Raw genomic sequence first — 17914 nt, 5'->3', positions numbered from 1 at the left:
CAGCGCTGCGGGTCAGCGCACGAGATAGCCGCCGTCGACGGTCAGCACGTGACCGTTGACGAAGTCGGATGCGGGGCTGGCGAGGAACACGGTGGCACCCATGAGGTCGGCGACATCGCCCCACCTCCCCGCGGGGGTGTGCTCGATGATGCGGCCGTTGACCGCAGGGTCGGAGCGGGATCCCTCGGTGATGCGCGTCTTGAAGTAGCCCGGCGCGATCGCGTTGACCTGGATGCCGGCCCCCCCGAGCTCGTCGGCGTAGGCGCGGGTCAGCCCGACGATGCCGTGCTTGGTCGCGGCATAGGCGGGTGAGCCGAGGCCGCCGAGGAAGGAGAACAGCGAGGCGATGTTGATGATCTTGCCCGCGCCCTGCGGGATCATCCGCTTCGCCACCTCGTGGGCCATGTCGAATGCCGCGGTGAGGTTGACGGCGACCATGGGGTCCCACTCCTCCCGGCCGAACTCCGTGACGTCCGCGATGCGGCTGATGCCTGCGGAGTTGACGAGGATGTCCACTCCACCCAGGGCCGCCACGCACGCGTCGACCGCCAGGGCGGGCGCTCCGGGCGCCGTGATGTCGATCGTCTGCTCCTGGTAGCGGCCGCCTTCCGCGCGCACCAGGTCGGCGGTCTCGCCGCCGTCGTCGAAGAGCGTCGGCACGAAGACATCCGCTCCTGCCTTGGCCAGGGCGAGCGTGAACGCCTGCCCCAGTCCGGTGTTCCCGCCCGTGACGATCGCGCTCCGCCCCCGCAGGGAGAAGTGGTCGAGGGAGAAATCAGTGATGTGCAATGCAGCTCCTTCAGAACGTGCGGAGTGATCAGGCGAAAGGATCGGAGATGCCGATGTAGGTCGTCTCGAGGTACTCGTCGATCCCCTCGAATCCGCCCTCCCGACCGATCCCGGACTGCTTCACGCCACCGAACGGTGCTGCCGGGTTGGACACGAGTCCGGTGTTCAGCCCGAGCATCCCCGTCTCCAGGCGTTCCGCGAGACGCAGCGCGCGGTTGAGATCACGGGTGTAGACGAAGCAGACGAGGCCGTATTCGCTGGCATTCGCCAGCAGCACCGCCTCTTCCTCATCGCGGAACGTCGTGATCGGGGCGACCGGGCCGAAGATCTCCTCGCGGAGGATGCGCGCGTCCTGCGGCACATCCACCAGCACCGTGGCCGGATAGAAGTAACCGCGGCCGGAGGGTACGACACCTCCCAGAGCAACACGGGCTCCGTCTTCGACGGCACCGGCGACGAGTTCGGCGACCTTCTCGCGCGTGGACTCGTCGACGAGCGGTCCCAGCGTGGTGGCGGGCTCGGTCCCGCGGTCGGTGACGTAGCCCGCCATGCGCCCGATCAGACGCGCGGTGAACTCCTCGGCGACGCTCTCGTGCACGTGGAAGCGGTTCGCCGCGACACACGCCTCCCCGCCGTTGCGGAGCTTGGCGAGCAGCGCGCCCTCCACGGCCGCGTCCAGATCGGCGTCTTCGAAGACCAGGAACGGGGCATTCCCACCCAGCTCCATGGACACGCGGAGCACCTGGTGCGCGGCATCGGCGATGAGGCGGCGTCCCACCTCGGTGGACCCGGTGAAGGAGAGCTTGCGCAGCCGCGGGTCCGTGATGAGCGGCCCGGTCACGGCACCGGCACGGGTGGTCGGGATGACGTTGACCACGCCATCAGGGACGCCTGCCTCGCGCAGCACCTCGGCGAACAGGAGGGCGGTGAGCGGGGTGAGGGCTGCGGGCTTCAGCACCGAGGTGCAGCCCGCGGCGAGCGCCGGTGCGATCTTGCGCGTCGCCATCGCCAGCGGGAAGTTCCACGGCGTGATGAGCAGGCTCGGACCGACAGGGCGCTTGGCGACGAGCAGGCGGTTGCGGCCGTCGGGCGCGGTGGCATAGCGCCCCGAGATGCGCGGCGCCTCTTCCGAGAACCAGCGGAGGAACTCGGCGCCGTAAGCCACCTCCGCGCGGGACTCGGCCAGCGGCTTGCCCATCTCCAGCGTCATCACGAGCGCGAAGTCCTCGGCGCGCGCCGTCACCAGCTCGAACGCCCGGCGCAGGATCTCGCCGCGCTCACGCGGAGCGGTCGCCGCCCATGCCGACTGCGCGGCCGCGGCGGCGTCGAGGGCGGCGACACCGTCCTCCGGCGATGCGTCGGCGACGTGCGTCAGCACCTCGCCCGTGGCGGGGTCGAGCACCGGGAAGGTGGCCCCGGAGTGCGCGTCGCGCCACTGCCCCGCGATGAACAGGCCGGTGGGGAGGGAGGCGAGCAGTTCGGCCTCACGGGCGGCGCTCATGCGGCCACCTCCCGACGAAGGTCGCGTCCGAGGAGCTCCTCGTACAGCCGCACCGGAGTCATCTCCCCCGCACGATCGCCGTACTGCGCCCGTGCTCGACGGAAGATCTGCTCGACGAGCGAGGAGAGCTCGACCGGCATCCCGACCGAGCGCGCCAGGTCGACGGAGAGGCCCAGGTCCTTGCAGGCCAGCGCGATCGCGAACCCCTCGTCGTAGTCCCCGTTGTCGAGGATCGAGAGCACGTCGCGCGAGACGAACGTGCTGTTGGCCGGGCTGGCGATGAGCGCGTCGCGCAGCACCCCCAGGTCCACCCCGGCGGCGACGCCGACCGACAGCACCTCGGCGGTGGCCACCAGGTGCGAGAACCAGAGCTGGTTGATCATGAGCTTCACGGCGTATCCCGCGCCGTGTCCCCCGACGTGGAGGATGCGCTCCGGGTCTCCCATCGCTTCGAAGACCGGGCGGAGGCGGGCCACATCGGCGGCGTCTCCCCCGATGAAGATCTGCAGCATGCCGGCGGCTGCGCCGACCGACATCCCGCTCACTGGCGCGTCGAGCAAGTGCAGTCCGCGCCCCGCCTGCTCGATGCGCACGACCTCGAGCACGTCGGGAACCGATGTCGACATGTCGACCCAGGTGCCGCCGTCCGGCAGCCCGGCGACGAGGCCGTCTGCCCCTGCCGCGACAGCGGCGACGTGCTTCGGCGTCGGCAGCATGGTGATGACCAGGTCACTCGTGGCGGCGACCTCGCGCGGTGTCTCGGCCCACCGGGCGCCACCGGCGATGAGCTCTGCTGCCGACTCGCGGCGGAGATCGGTGACGACGAGGGGGAAGCCTGCGGCCTGCAGGTTCCTCGTCATGCCGGATCCCATGTTGCCGAGTCCGATGAACCCGACGGTGGGCAGTGCCTCGGCGAGCGGAGGCGTGGGGGAACTCATGGGTCTTACGTGTCCTTCGTGGTGGAGAGCGGGGTGAAGAAGGGATTGGTGGGGCGTTCGCGGGCAGCGAGCACCTCGTCGACGGCGGGGAGGGATTCCGCCCCGTTCGCGAGCGCCGTGCGCGTCGCCTCGCGGTTGTTGCGGTAGACCGTCTCGGCATCGTCGGCTGCCGGGTTGACCCACACCGCGGCGATCACCGCGTGGGTGTCTGCGGCCTCGCGCGGGATGACGCCGTCGGCGACGGCATCCGCGACGCCGGCGGCGACCCCGGCCTGCGCGGGGCCCCAGATGAGGAGCCCGTGCTCGTCGCCGGCGGGCGCGGCCTTGGTGACGAACAGCGTCATCGGCTTGACCGGCAGCGAGGGGCGCAGCACGGCGACGAACGGCACGTGGCCCTGGCTGGGGGTGGCGAGGGCGGTGGCCCACGCCGTCCCCGCCGGCCCGTCACGGTGGCCGAGGACGGTGTTGATGTGCGCGGCGTTCACGCCGTCGCCGACGAAGCTCTCGCCGAGCTGCACCGCGGCGGTCATCAGATGAGCCCCTGGTCCTCGAGCCACTCGATCGCGACGTCTTCGGGGTCTTCACCGTCGACGTCGACCTTCGCGTTGAGGGTCTGCATGACCTCGGTCGTGAGCAGCGGGCTGAGCTCGGCCAGCACATCGGCGATCGCGGGGTGCTCGTCGAGCGTGCTCTGCTTGAGGGTGAAGCCGCCCTGGTAGCTCGGGAAGAACTCCTTGTCGTCCTCCATCACCACCAGGTCGAGCGCGGGGATGCGGCCGTCGGTCTGGAACACCTCACCGAAGTTGCAGTCGTCGCCCTTCTGGGTCGCGGTGTAGATCACCCCTGTGTCGAGCATGGTGACGTTGGCCGCGGGGGCATCGAACCCGTAGGCCGCGGACAGTCCCGGCCATCCGTCGTCACGCGTCGAGAACTCGCTCTCGATGCAGAACGTCTGGTCGGCGCTGGGGAGCTTCGCGACATCGCTGAGCGTCGTCACGCCGAGCTCGTCGGCTTCGCTCTGGCGGATGGCGAACGCGTAGGTGTTGTTGAAGGGGGCGGGATCGAGCCACGCGATGCCGTTCTCGGCGTCGGCCTGCTTCACCGCCTCGAACTGCGCCTCGGCGCCCTGCACCGGAGCGGTGTTGCCGTTGTAGGTGATCCAGGACGTGCCGGTGTACTCCCAGTAGCCCAGGAACTGATCGTTCTCGAGTGCCTGGCGCACGTTCGCCGAGCCGACGAGCTTGGTGTTCGCCTCGACGTCGGCGCCGTGGGCGTTGAGCAGCTCGGCGGTCATGTAGGCGAGGATGTACTGCTCGGAGAAGTCCTTGGAGCCGATCTCGCCGGTGAGACCTTCGAGCTCGTCGCCCTTCGCCCCGGAGCCGCCGGCACCGCCTGCGGTGCAGCCGGTGAGGAGGAGGGCTCCGGCGGCGAGTGCCGCGAGTGTTGCTGTTGCGATGGTGCGCGATGTCATTGCAGATTCCTTTCGGGAGGGAGTGCGAGGGTCGTTGATTCAGAGGCCTTTGGGGCGGACGATGTCTTCCACGACGCTGGCCGCCCAGTCGATGAGCACCGCGATCGCGGCGACGAGGACCGCTCCGACGATGAGGACCGGGTAGCGCTGCAGCTTCAGACCGTTGATGATCATGTCGCCGAGGCCGCCGGCGTTGATGAAGGTCGCCACGGTCGCCACACCGACGGCGAAGACGAGTGCGGTGCGGAGTCCGGCGAGGATCACGGGCGAGGCGAGCGGCAGCTCGACCCGGCGCAGCACCTGGCCGGAGGTCATCCCCATGCCCCGCGCGGATTCCCGGATGTTCGGGTCGACCTGGGCGAGGCCCGCGATCGTGTTCTGGAGCACCGGGAGGAAGGAATAGATGACGAGCGCGACGAGTGCCGTCGTGAAGCCGGTCTGCCACACGATGGCGAGGAGGATCACGACGCCGATGGCGGGTGTCGCCTGCCCGATGTTCGCGACGCCGATCACGATCCCGCGGAAGACGCGTGACGAGGATCGGCTGACCGCGATGCCGGCGGGGATCGCCAGCACCGCGACCAGGATCGATGCCGTGATCGACAGGATCAGATGCTCGCCGATGCGTGCCGTGATGTAGTCGGCGTTGAGCGTGCGCTGCTCGATCGAGTCGAGCTCGAGTGTCGAGATCCAGAGGAAGGTGATCAGCAGCACCACCGCTACGACGATCAGCGGCATCATGCGCCGCAGCAGCACGGGCATGCCGCGTCGCTCCGCCGGCTGCGTCTGCAGGACCGTCGTCGCGGAGGGCACAAGGTCGGGCGCCTGCATGGTCACTCGCCCTCCGTGCGGCGCGCGGTTGCGGCTGCTCCGAGCGCGGCGGAGATCGCCGCCTGATCGATCGAACCGACCACGGCTCCCCCACGCGTCACGTTGATGCGCGGGGCCCCGGTCAGAATCAGGAGGTCGAGCGCTTCGCGCAACGAGGTCTCCTCGTCGATCGTGGCCGAAGGAGCGCTGGAGTCGGGTGAGCCGACAGTCGCGCCGCTGACGGGGATGAGAGCGAGCCGCTTCAGCGCCGCCCCCTCGCCGATGAACGATCGCACATACTCGTTGGCCGGGTTCGCGAGGATGCGTGCCGGGGTGTCGAACTGCTCGATCCGGCTGCGCTCGCTCAGCACGGCGATGCGATCGCCCATCCGGATGGCCTCTTCGAAGTCGTGCGTGACGAAGATGATCGTCTTGCCGATGTCGGCCTGCAGCCGCAGGAACTCCGCCTGCAGCTTCTCGCGAGTGATCGGGTCGGTCGCGCCGAACGGCTCGTCCATGAGCATCACGGGCGGGTCGGCCGCGAGCGCTCTGGCGACGCCGACCCGCTGCTGCTGTCCGCCGGAGAGCTGACGAGGGTAGCGGTCGGCGAAGACACCGGGATCGAGCTGCACGGTGTTCAGCAGTTCCTCGACACGGGCCGCGGTGCGTGCCTTCGACCAGCCGAGCAGCTTGGGGACGACCGCGATGTTCTCGGCGATCGTGAAGTGCGGGAACAGCCCGATCTGCTGGATCACGTAACCGATGTGGCGGCGCAGCTCGTTGCCGTCGAGCGACAGGACGTCGTCGCCGTTGATGCGGATGGATCCCGACGAGGGCTCGATGATGCGGTTGATCATCTTCATCGTGGTGGTCTTGCCGCAGCCGCTGGGGCCGACGAACATGACCAGCTCGCCCGGCTCGATGCGCATCGAGAAGTCCTCGACGGCGGGGGTCGACTGCCCGGGGTACTGCTTGGTGATGTGATCGAGGACGATGTCGACGCCGCCCTGCTGCGAGGCGAGAGAGGTGAGAACGCCGGTGTTCGTGGTGATGTCAGGCACGGAGACCCCTTGAGGTGGTGAGGCGGGCGATGAGCACGAGGATGCCGTCGAGGACGAGCGCGAGGATGATCACGGCGACGGTGCCGGTGAGCGCGTAGTTGAGGGCGTTCTTCGACCCGAGGGAGGACAGGCCCTTGAAGATGTACTCGCCGAGACCGGGCCCTGCGACGTAGGCGGCGATGGCCGCGATGCCGACCGTGAGCTGCGCGGCCACGCGGATGCCGGTCATGATCACGGGCCAGGCGATCGGCAGCTGCACGGTGAACAGCACCCGCGCCGGGCTGAGCCCCATCCCCCGTGCGGACTCCAGCACCGAGACCGGCACCTCGCGGAGACCGACGACCGTGTTGCGCACGACCGGGAGCAGGGAGTAGAAGACGAGCGCGACCACGGTCGGCAGCCAGCCGAGGCCGAGGACGGGGCTGAGCAGGGCGAGGAGTGCGAGCGACGGGATGGTGATCGCCACGGCGGCGGCGGTCAGCACCGTCGTCCGGGCGACGCGTCGGTTGCGGACGAGGATGCCCAGTCCGATCCCGATGGCGGCGGCCAGCGCGACGGAGATGAGCACGACGACGAGGTGATCGCGGGTGAGCTCAAGGATGTCGTCTGCGCGACGTGTGAGGAAGACCATGAGGTCTTCCCAGTTGAATCCGGTCAAGAGGGCTCCTGTCTCGTCGTTGAGGCCGGCACCGGGATGTCATTCACCGTAGCCTCTGTATCCATTTCGTCAAAGGGTGTTGTGAATATGGCAACCAGTCGAGATAGACTCGCCCCGTGAACACCCCGACGACTCCCCCCACGCCCCGACGGAACTCCTCCGGTCTGGGGCGCGACATCGAGATCCTCGAGCTGCTCGGCACCGACGAGGCGCTGCGATCGGGAGGGCTCGGCGTCTCCCAGGTCGCGCAGTCGACCGGGCGCGATAAGGCGGTGGTGTCACGCACGTTGGCGACGCTGGCCGAGAGCGGCCTGGTCGAACGCGACGACGACACCCTGCGCTATCTGCTGGGACCGCGGCTGTACGCACTCGCCGCCCACACCGCCAGCACCACGCTGGTGCACGCCTCGCGCAGCATCCTGCGCCGATTGGTGCAGTCGACAAGGGAGACCAGCCACCTCTGCGTGCTGCGCGGCGGCAATGTGCTCACGCTGCTGAGCGAGCTCAGCCCCCACGATGTGCGGACGACCGGATGGGCCGGCACCACCACCGCCGCGTGGCGTACCCCCTCCGGCCGCGCCCTGCTGAGCGACTGGGACGAGGAGTCGCTCGCCCGCTGGTATGAGGACCACGGCCAGGACCAGCCACTGGTCGGCCGATTCGACCAGGCCGACCCCTCGGTGTTCCCGGTACTCGACGCCCCACCCCCCGGCAACGCCCCCGTCACCGATCTCGACAGCCTCCTCACCGAGCTCGCCCGCATCCGCGAGCAGGGCTACGCGCTCTCCGACGAGGAGCTGGAGTTCGGCGTGGTGGCCGCGTCGGCGCCGATCACGGACTTCACGGGGCGCATCGTCGCGGCGGTGAACGTCAGCGCACCCAAGGCGCGCATCGGGCACCGCCTCGACGCCCTCGGCGTGTTCGTGTCGCGCGCCGCGCGAGAGCTCTCGTCACGCCTCGGCGCCGCCGGGGCGTAGTTCGGGCGGAGGTCACCGTCTCGGGAGGAGGAATCCGTTCAGCCCCTCCTCCGCACGAGGAGTTCTCCTCCGCGTCCGAGGGCGAGCGCGCCGGATCAGCGCTGCCGCGGCGGTGCCGTGCTCGCGCGCACGATGAGCTCGGTGCCCACGAGCGGGGTCTGCAGCCGCTCCCCCTGATCCAACTCGGCCACGAGCGCGTCCACGGCGAAGGCGCCGACGCGCTCGGGGTGCTGCTGCACGGTGGTCAGCGGCGGCCAGAGCTGCGCCGCATCGGGCAGACCGTCGAAGCCGACGATGCTCACGTCATCCGGGACCGCCCGTCCGACCTCACGGAACGCCCGCAGCACGCCGATCGCCATCTGATCGTTGGCCGCGAAGACCGCCGTCACCCCGTCGATCTCGCGAAGAGCCACACCCGCCTCGTACCCGGAGGCGGCGCTCCAGTCGCCGGGAATCGGCTCGGGAACGCGGCGTCCCGCAGCCTCGAGCGTCGACTGCCACGCCTCGCGGCGGCGCTCGGCCGAGTAAGACTGCGCCGGGCCCGTCACATGCCACACCGTCTCATGCCCGAGCTCGAGCAGATGCTCAGTCGCCAGTCGTGCGCCCTGTGCCTGATCGGTGTCGACGAAGGGATGCTCGGCGGTGCGGTTCGAGTCGACGAACACGACCGGGAGGCCGCTGGGGATCTCGATGTCGGCCTCGTCGAGCTGATGCGCCTCGATCACGATGATGATGCCGTCGACCGCGTGCTCTTCGAGCCGGCGGAACGCGCCCACCACGGTGTCCTTGGCGCTGGATTCGACGGGGATGAGGGTGAGCGCGTAGCCGAGCTGCGCCGCGCGCACGGCGATCGCGTCGAGCGTGCGCTGGTTGCCGTACGAGCTGAAGGAGAACATCACGACGCCGAACGTGCGGAATCGGCCCGACCGCAGTGCCCGGGCCGCACTGTTGGGGCGGTAGCCGAGGCGCTGCATAGCCTCTTCGACGCGTTCCCTGGTGGCGGCGCCGACATAGCCGCGGGCGTTGACGACACGCGACACGGTCTGGCCGGACACCCCGGCCTCGCGGGCGACATCCTCCATCGAGGGCTCTCTGCGGCGCTGCGACTGCTCTGTCGAAGGTTCCAAGGTCACGGGTCATCATCCATTCATGTGTTGACGTTGACACACTAGCAGCGCATCGAATATGTTGACGTAGACACACGGCGCAGTGAGCGCCTGGACTTGGAGAAGGTCTCGTCGATGACGACTGAAATCATTGCGGCCCCCGGCACCGCCGGCATCCGCCGCCGCGAGAAGCGCGACTGGAGAGGATGGGCCTTCGTGGGCCCGTTCATGATCGTGTTCGCCCTGGTGTTCCTGACACCGCTCGCCTACGCGCTGTATCTGAGCTTCTTCCAGGAGAAGCTCATCGGCGGCACGTCGTTCGTCGGCTTCGACAACTACATCCGCGCGCTCGGCGACTCGCAGTTCTGGGAGGCGTTCGGCCGCGTGATCCTGTTCCTGGTCGTCCAGGTCCCGATCATGCTCGCCCTCGCTCTGGGCGCCGCACTCGCTCTCGACAGCGCGCGCCTGCGCGGTGCCTCATTCTTCCGCATCCTGATCTTCCTGCCCTACGCCGTGCCTGCGGTCGTGGCGGTGCTGATGTGGGGGTACATCTACGGCGACCAGTTCGGGCTGACCTCGAACATCAACGACTTCCTCGGCAGCGACTTCTTCACGCCGTTCGCCCGAGACTGGATCCTGGTCTCGATCGGAAACATCGTGACCTGGCAGTTCGTCGGCTACAACATGCTGATCTTCTACTCCTCGCTCAAGACGATCCCCACCGACATGTACGAGGCCGCCTCCCTCGACGGGGCCGGGGCGTGGCGCACGATCTTCTCGATCAAGATCCCGTCGGTGCGCGGTGCCCTCGTGATCGCGACGATCTTCTCGATCATCGGCAGCTTCCAACTCTTCAACGAGCCCAACATCCTGCGCCCGCTCGCCCCCAACGTGATCACCACGTACTTCACGCCCAACATGTACGCCTACAACCTCTCGTTCGCGGGACAACAGTTCAACTACGCCGCGACGATCGCCATCATCATGGGTGTCATCACGGCCGTGATCGCCTATGTCGTGCAACTGCGCGGCTCGAAGTCGGAGGTGCGCTGAGATGGCACTCCCCCTTGCCCGCACCTCGCACCGCCGCAACGACCCGATGAACCCGCGGTCGTCCAAGACACTGCTGATCGTCATGGTCGTGTACGCGCTGTACACGCTGGTGCCTCTCGTCTGGCTGCTGTTCAGCTCGACCAAGACGCAGTCCGGACTGTTCAGCTCGTTCGGGCTGTGGTTCGCCGACGACTTCGCGTTCTTCGACAACCTCGCAGCGACCTTCGCCTACCGCGACGGCATCTTCCTGCGCTGGCTGGGCAACACCCTGCTCTACGTGGTGGTCGGCGCCGGCGGCGCGACGCTGCTGGCGACCATGGCCGGCTACGGCCTGGCCAAGTACCGCTTCCCCGGTCGCCCTGCGGTGTTCGCGATCGTGCTCGGCGCGGTCGCCGTGCCCGGAACGGCCCTCGCCGTCCCCACGTTCCTGCTGTTCAGCGAGCTCGGACTCACGAACACTCCCTGGGCGGTCATCATCCCGTCGCTGATCAGCCCGTTCGGCCTCTACCTGATATGGGTGTTCGCCACCGAGTCTGTGCCCACCGAGCTGCTCGAAGCCGCACGCATCGACGGCGCCGGAGAGTTCCGCACGTTCTTCACGATCTCGATGCGCCTGCTCGCACCCGGCATCGTGACGGTCGCACTGTTCACCGTGGTCGCGACCTGGAACAACTACTTCCTGCCGCTGATCATGCTCTCGGATCCGGACTGGTATCCGCTGACCGTCGGTCTGAACCAGTGGAGCTCGCAGGCGATCGGCGCAGGTTCCCAGCCGATCTACAACCTCGTGATCATGGGCTCGCTGCTCACGATCATCCCGATCGTCATCGCCTTCCTGCTGCTCCAGCGGTTCTGGCAGTCAGGTCTCACCGCGGGAAGCGTCAAGCAGTAGTCGCCCCCGTTCCACCCCCGTCGGTCCGATGCTGGACCGCACCCCCGAAAGGACACAGCAATGAAGCACCTCCCTCACCCCGCTGCGCGCCGCACCCTGACGGTGCTCGCAGCCGGAACCGTCGCCGCGCTCGCGCTGGCCGGCTGCAGCACCGGAACCACCGATGACGGCGGCAGCACCGGCGCCGGCAACGGGTCGTTCGACTCGGTCGAGGCCGCGCTCGAGAAGGGCGGCGAGATCACGTACTGGTCGTGGACCCCCTCGGCCGAGGCCCAGGCCGAGGCGTTCATGAAGGAGTACCCGAACGTCAAGGTCAACGTCGTCAACGCCGGAACCAACAACGACGAGTACACCAAGCTGCAGAACGCGATCAAGGCGGGCTCGGGCGCTCCCGACGTCGTGCAGATCGAGTACTACGCCTTCCCGCAGTTCTCCCTGACCGACGCGTTCGTCGACCTGTCGCAGTACGGCTTCGCAGACTTCGAGGACGACTACACCGCCTCGACCTGGAACTCCGTCACCGACGGCGACGCGATCTACGGCCTCCCCCAGGATTCGGGCCCCATGGCTCTGTTCTACAACAAGGCCGTCTTCGATGCCGCGGGCCTCGACGTGCCGACCACGTGGGACGAGTACTACGAGGCCGCCAAGGCCATCCACGCCGCGAACCCCTCCGCCTACATCACCAACGACACCGGTGACGCCGGATTCGCCACGTCGATGATCTGGCAGGCCGGCGGCAAGCCGTTCAGCACCTCGGGCACCGATGTCACCATCGACCTGCAGGACGAGGGCTCGAAGAAGTGGACCGAGAACTGGAACCGCCTCGTCGAGGAGGACCTGGTCGCACCGGTCAGCAGCTGGAGCGACGAGTGGTTCCGCGCCCTCGGCGACGGCAGCATCGCGACCCTCGTGATCGGCGCCTGGATGCCCGGCAACCTGATCTCCGGTGCCCCTGACGGCGCCGGCGACTGGCGCGTCGCGCCGATGCCGACCTACGACGGCTCCCCCGCCAGCGCCGAGAACGGCGGCGGCGGCCAGGCCGTGACCACGCAGAGCAAGAACCCGGAGCTGTCGGCTGGATTCCTGTGGTGGCTGAACAACTCCGAGGACAGCATCTCGCTGTTCCTGGAGAGCGGCGGATTCCCGTCGACCACCGCCGAGCTCGCGAGCGACGAGTTCCTCGCCGACGCCCCCGAGTACTTCGGCGGCCAGAAGATCAACGAGGTCCTCGCGGCCGCTGCCGGCGACGTCGTCGAAGGCTGGAGCTACCTGCCCTACCAGGTCTACGGCAACAGCATCTTCGGAGACACCGTGGGCCAGGCCTACCAGAACGGCACCGACCTGAACGACGGCCTCACCGCCTGGCAGGACGCGCTGGTCGAGTACGGCAACGCCCAGGGCTTCGCCGTCAACAAGTAACACCGATGGCCGGGTCGGGCCCTTCGAGAAGCTCAGGGACCCACTTCCAGAGCTCAGGACCCGACTCGGCCACTCCCTATCGAAAGCACCCCACAGACGTGACCTCCTTCTCCATCGGCGCCACCGATTTCCTCCGCGACGGACAGCCGCATCAGGTGATCTCCGGTGCCCTCCACTACTTCCGCGTGCACCCGGACCAGTGGCAGGACCGCATCCGCAAGGCGCGCCTGATGGGGCTCAACACGATCGAGACCTATGTCGCCTGGAACGCGCACGAGCCGCGCCGCGGCGAGTGGGACGCGACCGGATGGAACGACCTGGGACGCTTCCTCGACCTGGTACACGCCGAAGGCCTCGACGCGATCGTGCGCCCCGGCCCCTACATCTGCGCCGAGTGGCACAACGGCGGTCTGCCGAACTGGCTCACCGCCGGCGAGCGCTCGCTGCGCTCGTCCGACCCGGAGTTCCTGGTCGACATCAGCGCCTACCTGCGCCGCGTGTACGAGATCGTCGTGCCACGGCAGATCGACCGCGGCGGCCCGGTGGTGCTCGTGCAGATCGAGAACGAGTACGGCGCCTACGGTTCCGACAAGGCGTACCTCGAAGCGCTGGTCGCGCTCACCAAGGACGCCGGGATCACGGTACCGCTCACCACGGTCGACCAGCCCGTCGACCAGATGCTCGCCGACGGCAGCCTCCCCGAGCTCCACAAGACCGGCTCCTTCGGCTCCCGTACCCCCGAACGGCTTGCGACGCTGCGCATCCATCAGCCCACCGGCCCGCTCATGTGCTCGGAGTTCTGGGACGGCTGGTTCGACTGGTGGGGCGGTGTGCACCACACCACCGAGGTCGATGCCGCTGCCGCCGACCTCGATGCGCTGCTGTCAGCGGGTGCCTCGGTGAACATCTACATGTTCCACGGCGGCACGAACTTCGGGCTCACGAACGGTGCCAACCACAAGGGCCGCTACCTCCCGATCGTCACCTCCTACGACTACGACGCCCCGCTGGACGAAGCCGGAAACCCTACGGCGAAGTTCTTCGCGTTCCGCGAGGTGATCGCCAAGTACGCGACGGTTCCCGAGGAGCTGCCGAGCGCGGCTCGCCCGGCGCCGACCCTCACCGTGCCGCTGACCCCGGTGGGTGCGTGGACGGATGCCCCCGCATCCTCCGTCGCGGTCGACGCCCCTGCGACTTTCGACGCGCTCGGCCACCTCAGCGCGCTCGTGCGCTACGACGTCGAACTACCGCCGACTGCCGGCCCCGGGCTGCTGTCGCTCGAGGAGGTGCGCGACCTCGCCTGGGTGCAGGTCGACGGACAGCCGATCGGCACGCTCTCGCGCACGCGCCACGACCGCACACTGCGCATTCCGGCCGGACGCACCCTCAGCATCCTGGTCGAAGAGCAGGGACGTGTGAACTACGACCATCGTCTGGGCGAGGAGAAGGGGCTGATCGGCACTCCCACGCTCGACGGCGCCCCGCTCCTGGGCTGGCGCTCGACTCCGCTGGACGTCGCCGAGATCGCTGCGGCTGTCGCGGCGCGCACGGGTGCCGCGGAGGCGGGCCCCGCACCGAGTGCCTGGGTCGCCGACATCCCGCTCGACGCCCCCGGCGATCTGTTCCTCGACACCGCAGCCTGGAGCAAGGGCTATGCGTTCATGAACGGCTTCTTCCTGGGACGCTACTGGCGCAACGGCCCGCAGCGCACGCTGTTCGTTCCGTCTCCGGCGACACGAGCCGGCGACAACTGCCTCGTGGTGCTCGAGCTCGAGAACCTGATCGCCCCGCACGCGGAGCTCGTGCCCGGACTGCTGCTCGGCGACACCGAGGAGTAGACCGAACCCGACTGTTCCGGTCGCGGATCAGTAGTCGGCGGTGATCGTGCGCGTGCCGCCGTCGAGGACCAGCCCCCCGCCGTAGGGCAGGATCCACTGCGGCCGTGTGTGACCGAACGGGACGCCGACGCAGACCACCGCATCCGGGTTGTACCGGGCGAGGACGTCGATCACGGCGTCGCGCTGGGCGGCACACAGCGACGCTGCCTCGACTGCGGAGGGCAGGAACTCGAAGTCGCTGACCGGCGGCCGCGCCATCACCACGCCTTCGACGGCACCTAGCACGCCTCGCTCCCCGAGCCCGCACAACCAGCGCCGCACCCAGCTCGCCGACGGGCGCTCCTCGCTGGTCTCGAGCAGCAGGATGCCGCCTTCCAGCTCCGCGACGGCGGGGAGCCGGTCGGCGAGCGCGAGGCTGTCGACCACTTCCAGGCAGCCACCCCAGGTACGACCGGCGACCCGTCGCGCCGGGCCCGCCCAGGTCCATGGTTCGGGGGCGTGCGGTCGCCGTTCTCGGTCAGGGCGCGCGGATCGGTCCACCGCCGCCCGACTTCCTCCGACTCCCCCGGCTCGGTGATCTCGTGCGTGCCGCTATCGAGCAGTGCGGCACGCAGCGACCGCAGATGGATGTCGTCGACCCCCGGTCCAGGACCCAGGTGCACGGCTGTCGAGCCGCCGTAGAAGCCCGTGATCCCGAAGCTCCAGAGCCAGTTGAGCATGTGGGTGTTGTCGCTGTACCCGAGGAAGGGCTTAGGGTCGGCCATCGCGAGCGCAGGATCGAGATGCGGCACCACGAGGATCTGGTCGTCGCCGCCGATCGTGGCGAGGATGGCACGGATGCTCGGGTCCGCGAATGTCGCGTTGACGTCGGCCGCCCGCGCCTCGGGGCTCGCATCGATCAGGCGCGTGGTCGGGTACTCCACCGGCACGAGTCCGGTGAGCTCGGCGAGTCTGCGCAGCGCCTGCTCGTGGATCTCTGGGGCGACAGCAGGCGCGGCGAACGCGGGCGACAGTACGGCGACACGATCGCCGGCACGGAGTTTCGGTGCGGACAGCATCCATCCAGTCTGGCGCAAGCCGCACGCGCCACCTTGCGAGGCCAGAAGCGCACCGGCCGCAGCCTCGGCGGATGCCTTTGTGACCCCGCGCCTGCGCGAGAAGCACATTCGACCCCACATGGATCCGCGCATTGTCAATGGATGTTGACAACGCGAGAGGTGTCAATATATGTTGACGCACGGAGGTCTTCATGAACATGCGCACCGCATCAGCCGTCGATCCGGAGGGCGAGCCGATCGCCGAACTGAGCCGGCTCGCCGGAGTCCGGATCGACATCGCCCGCGCCGAAGAGGTGCAGGTCAGGCGCGCCCGCAACGCCGGATACTCCTGGCAGGCGATCGCCAGCGCACTCGGCGTGTCTAAGCAAGCCGCGCACCGCCGGTTCGGCCGCCACTGATCAGTTCTCCTGGCGGATATGGGCTTGTTCGATTATTATTGGACGCGAACCAGATCACACATGCGGCGCCCGCCTCGAGTCATCTCGGCGAACGCCTGCAATCGTTAAGTTCTTCTTAAACTTCCCGTGCAGAACTGCTCGATGGACGCCGTCGCAGCCGCGCCGACAGACTGCATTCCTGAGAGACCACTCTCGCCCCCGACCCGATGGGGGACACGCCTCACAGGAAGCGCGATCAATGGTGAATCGATCACGGAAAGTGTTGTTCGGAGGGCTCGCTCTCGTCATCGCCCTCGTGGTGTCCGGTTGCAACGCGAACGCCGGCCCCACGGAATCCACGTCCGAAGGTACGGCGACGGCGATGGAGTCCGTCCCCACCGGTGGCACGCTGCACTACCTCTCCCGCCGCGCGAACGAGTCGTGGGAGACCGCGAACGCGCAGATGGTCCCCACGAGCCGACTGCGCTGGGTGCACCGGGGGCTGACTTCGTGGCAGACATTCCCCGACAAGGAGACGATCCTCACCCCCGACCTCGCCACCGACACCGGCACCACGGACGACGGCGGACAGACCTGGACCTTCACCCTGAAGGACGACCTGCTATTCTCCGACGGCACCCCGATCACGGCGGAGGACGTCAAGTACGGCGTCGAGCGCTCGTTCGCCCCGATGTTCCAGGGCGGCCTGGGGTACCACAAGACCCTGCTCATCGGCGCGGAGGACTACGAAGGCCCCTACGACGGCGAGGAGCTGGACTCGATCGAAGTGGTCGACGACCACACCATCGTCTTCCACCTCAACCGTCCGTTCGGCAACTGGCCCTGGATCGTCAGCATGCCCGCGTTCGCTCCCGTGCCCGCGGCGGCCGACACGGAGCCGGAGACCTACGGCGAGCACCCGGTCGCGAGCGGTCCGTACATGATCACTAAGTACACCAAGGGCTCGCAGGCCGTGCTGGAACGCAACCCGCACTGGGACCAGAAGACCGACGACGTACGCCTCGCCGGCCCCGACAAGATCGTCGTCGACATGGGCCTGAACAACGACACGATCGTGCAGCGCCTGATCGACGATAAGGGCGATGACAAGGACGCGATCAGCAATGCGCTCATCTCGCCGTCGCAGTTCCAGCGCATCGAGTCGGACACATCGATCTCCGACCGCCTCGCCAACGGTCCCTCCGGGTATTTCCGCTACATCGCGCTGAACATGAGGAGCCCTGAGCTCGCGGATGTGCGCGTTCGACAGGCCCTCAACTTCGCCCTCAACAAGTCGGAGTTGCAGAGCGTCTACGGCGGCCCGAAGTTCGGCGGCGAGATCAGCTCCACGATCATGACGCCCGGCATGCCCGGGTACCAGGAGTTCAACCTCTACGACGGCGGCGACAAGGGCGACGTCGACACGGCCAAGAAGCTCCTCGCCGAAGCCGGGGTCACGGACCTCACGCTGAGCCTGACCTACCCGGCCGATGCCAGTGCGATCGAGGAGAAGGAGGCGCTGAGCATCAAGAACTCGCTCGCCAAGGCCGGCATCACCGTCGAGCTCAACGGTCTCGACTCCGACACCTGGTACGAGCTGATCTCGTCCGGCGGCGACGGCTACGACCTCACCACGAGCGGGTGGGGCGCGGACTTCCCCAGCGGCATGAGCACGATCCAGCCGCTGTTCGCATCCAGCGAGATCGGCAACGGCGGCGGCAACGCCTCGAACTACTCGAACCCCGAGGTCGACGCGGCGATCGACGCCGCCATCTCCGAGCCCGACCTCGACAAGGCTGGCGAGATGTGGGCTGCGATCGACAAGCAGATCATGGAGGATGCTCCGATCGTCCCGATCTTGGTGCAGCGCACTCAGGCTCTCGCCGGATCGAATATCGTGAACTACTTCATCCCCGCCTACCCGCCGTTCGCGAACGAGCTGGTCGTCGGCATCGATGAGTGA

Annotated in this window: 16 protein-coding genes and 1 pseudogene; 7 read left to right on the top strand and 10 right to left on the bottom strand. The window is 68.2% G+C overall.

All coding sequences use genetic code 11. The annotated features are described in order from the left end of the window. Positions 1-12: 12 nt before the first annotated feature. The 8 genes from KZC51_RS08335 to KZC51_RS08300 are packed head-to-tail and all read right to left on the bottom strand — an operon-like array spanning position 13 to position 7228. Complete coding sequence (locus KZC51_RS08335) at positions 13-789, bottom strand: SDR family oxidoreductase (RefSeq protein WP_247629524.1); 777 nt, start codon at positions 787-789, stop codon at positions 13-15. 28 nt (positions 790-817) lie between these two features. Continuing rightward, positions 818-2290, bottom strand: coding sequence for an NAD-dependent succinate-semialdehyde dehydrogenase (locus tag KZC51_RS08330; RefSeq protein WP_247629523.1), 1473 nt, complete (start codon positions 2288-2290; stop codon positions 818-820). Continuing rightward, positions 2287-3228, bottom strand: a complete 942-nt coding sequence (locus KZC51_RS08325; protein WP_247629522.1) for an NAD(P)-dependent oxidoreductase — start codon at positions 3226-3228, stop codon at positions 2287-2289. Before KZC51_RS08325 ends, KZC51_RS08330 begins: the two co-directional genes overlap by 4 nt. A 5-nt stretch (positions 3229-3233) precedes the next feature. Beyond that, positions 3234-3758 carry a formaldehyde-activating enzyme gene (gene fae / locus KZC51_RS08320; RefSeq protein WP_247629521.1) on the bottom strand — a complete coding sequence of 175 codons (525 nt, stop codon included), beginning with the start codon at positions 3756-3758 and terminating at the stop codon, positions 3234-3236. After that, complete coding sequence (locus KZC51_RS08315; RefSeq protein ID WP_247629520.1) at positions 3758-4699, bottom strand: glycine betaine ABC transporter substrate-binding protein; 942 nt, start codon at positions 4697-4699, stop codon at positions 3758-3760. Before KZC51_RS08315 ends, fae begins: the two co-directional genes overlap by 1 nt. A 39-nt stretch (positions 4700-4738) precedes the next feature. Then, positions 4739-5530: an ABC transporter permease gene (locus tag KZC51_RS08310; RefSeq protein ID WP_247630616.1), complete on the bottom strand. Its 792-nt coding sequence runs from the start codon at positions 5528-5530 to the stop codon at positions 4739-4741. 2 nt (positions 5531-5532) lie between these two features. Beyond that, positions 5533-6570: an ABC transporter ATP-binding protein gene (locus KZC51_RS08305; RefSeq protein ID WP_308194293.1), complete on the bottom strand. Its 1038-nt coding sequence runs from the start codon at positions 6568-6570 to the stop codon at positions 5533-5535. After that, positions 6563-7228: an ABC transporter permease gene (locus KZC51_RS08300; protein ID WP_247629519.1), complete on the bottom strand. Its 666-nt coding sequence runs from the start codon at positions 7226-7228 to the stop codon at positions 6563-6565. The genes KZC51_RS08305 and KZC51_RS08300 overlap by 8 nt, the downstream gene beginning before the upstream one ends. A 116-nt stretch (positions 7229-7344) precedes the next feature. Between KZC51_RS08300 and KZC51_RS08295 the strand changes: the two genes are divergently transcribed. Beyond that, positions 7345-8205: an IclR family transcriptional regulator gene (locus KZC51_RS08295; RefSeq protein WP_247629518.1), complete on the top strand. Its 861-nt coding sequence runs from the start codon at positions 7345-7347 to the stop codon at positions 8203-8205. Positions 8206-8300: 95 nt separating this feature from the next. Here the strand turns inward: KZC51_RS08295 and KZC51_RS08290 are convergent, their stop codons facing one another. After that, positions 8301-9287: a LacI family DNA-binding transcriptional regulator gene (locus KZC51_RS08290; RefSeq protein ID WP_247630614.1), complete on the bottom strand. Its 987-nt coding sequence runs from the start codon at positions 9285-9287 to the stop codon at positions 8301-8303. Positions 9288-9446: 159 nt separating this feature from the next. Here KZC51_RS08290 and KZC51_RS08285 point away from each other — a divergent pair, with 159 nt between their 5' ends. From KZC51_RS08285 to KZC51_RS08270, 4 genes are all read left to right on the top strand, one after another. Then, positions 9447-10364, top strand: coding sequence for a carbohydrate ABC transporter permease (locus tag KZC51_RS08285; RefSeq protein WP_247629517.1), 918 nt, complete (start codon positions 9447-9449; stop codon positions 10362-10364). Positions 10365-10410: 46 nt separating this feature from the next. Next, positions 10411-11256, top strand: coding sequence for a carbohydrate ABC transporter permease (locus KZC51_RS08280; RefSeq protein ID WP_247630613.1), 846 nt, complete (start codon positions 10411-10413; stop codon positions 11254-11256). A 60-nt stretch (positions 11257-11316) separates the two neighbouring features. Then, positions 11317-12678 (top strand): ABC transporter substrate-binding protein, encoded by a 1362-nt coding sequence (locus KZC51_RS08275; RefSeq protein ID WP_247629516.1) that lies wholly within the window; start codon positions 11317-11319, stop codon positions 12676-12678. Between the two features lie 98 nt (positions 12679-12776). After that, complete coding sequence (locus tag KZC51_RS08270; RefSeq protein WP_247629515.1) at positions 12777-14516, top strand: glycoside hydrolase family 35 protein; 1740 nt, start codon at positions 12777-12779, stop codon at positions 14514-14516. A gap of 27 nt (positions 14517-14543) precedes the next feature. On the opposite strand, the pseudogene KZC51_RS08265 reads toward KZC51_RS08270, so the two are convergent. Then, positions 14544-15574: pseudogene (locus tag KZC51_RS08265) on the bottom strand (S66 family peptidase). Between the two features lie 191 nt (positions 15575-15765). Between KZC51_RS08265 and KZC51_RS08260 the strand changes: the two are divergent. Further along, a complete protein-coding gene (locus tag KZC51_RS08260; protein ID WP_247629514.1) occupies positions 15766-15972 on the top strand; it encodes an AsnC family protein in 207 nt (68 codons plus the stop codon). A 238-nt stretch (positions 15973-16210) separates the two neighbouring features. Continuing rightward, complete coding sequence (locus KZC51_RS08255; protein ID WP_247629513.1) at positions 16211-17914, top strand: ABC transporter substrate-binding protein; 1704 nt, start codon at positions 16211-16213, stop codon at positions 17912-17914.

Origin of the sequence: Microbacterium croceum (assembly GCF_023091245.1) — a bacterium.
In the GTDB taxonomy this organism is placed as follows: Bacteria; Actinomycetota; Actinomycetes; order Actinomycetales; family Microbacteriaceae; genus Microbacterium; species Microbacterium croceum.
Note: the sequence above shows the minus strand (reverse complement) of the source record. Positions and strands in the feature narration are given on the sequence as shown.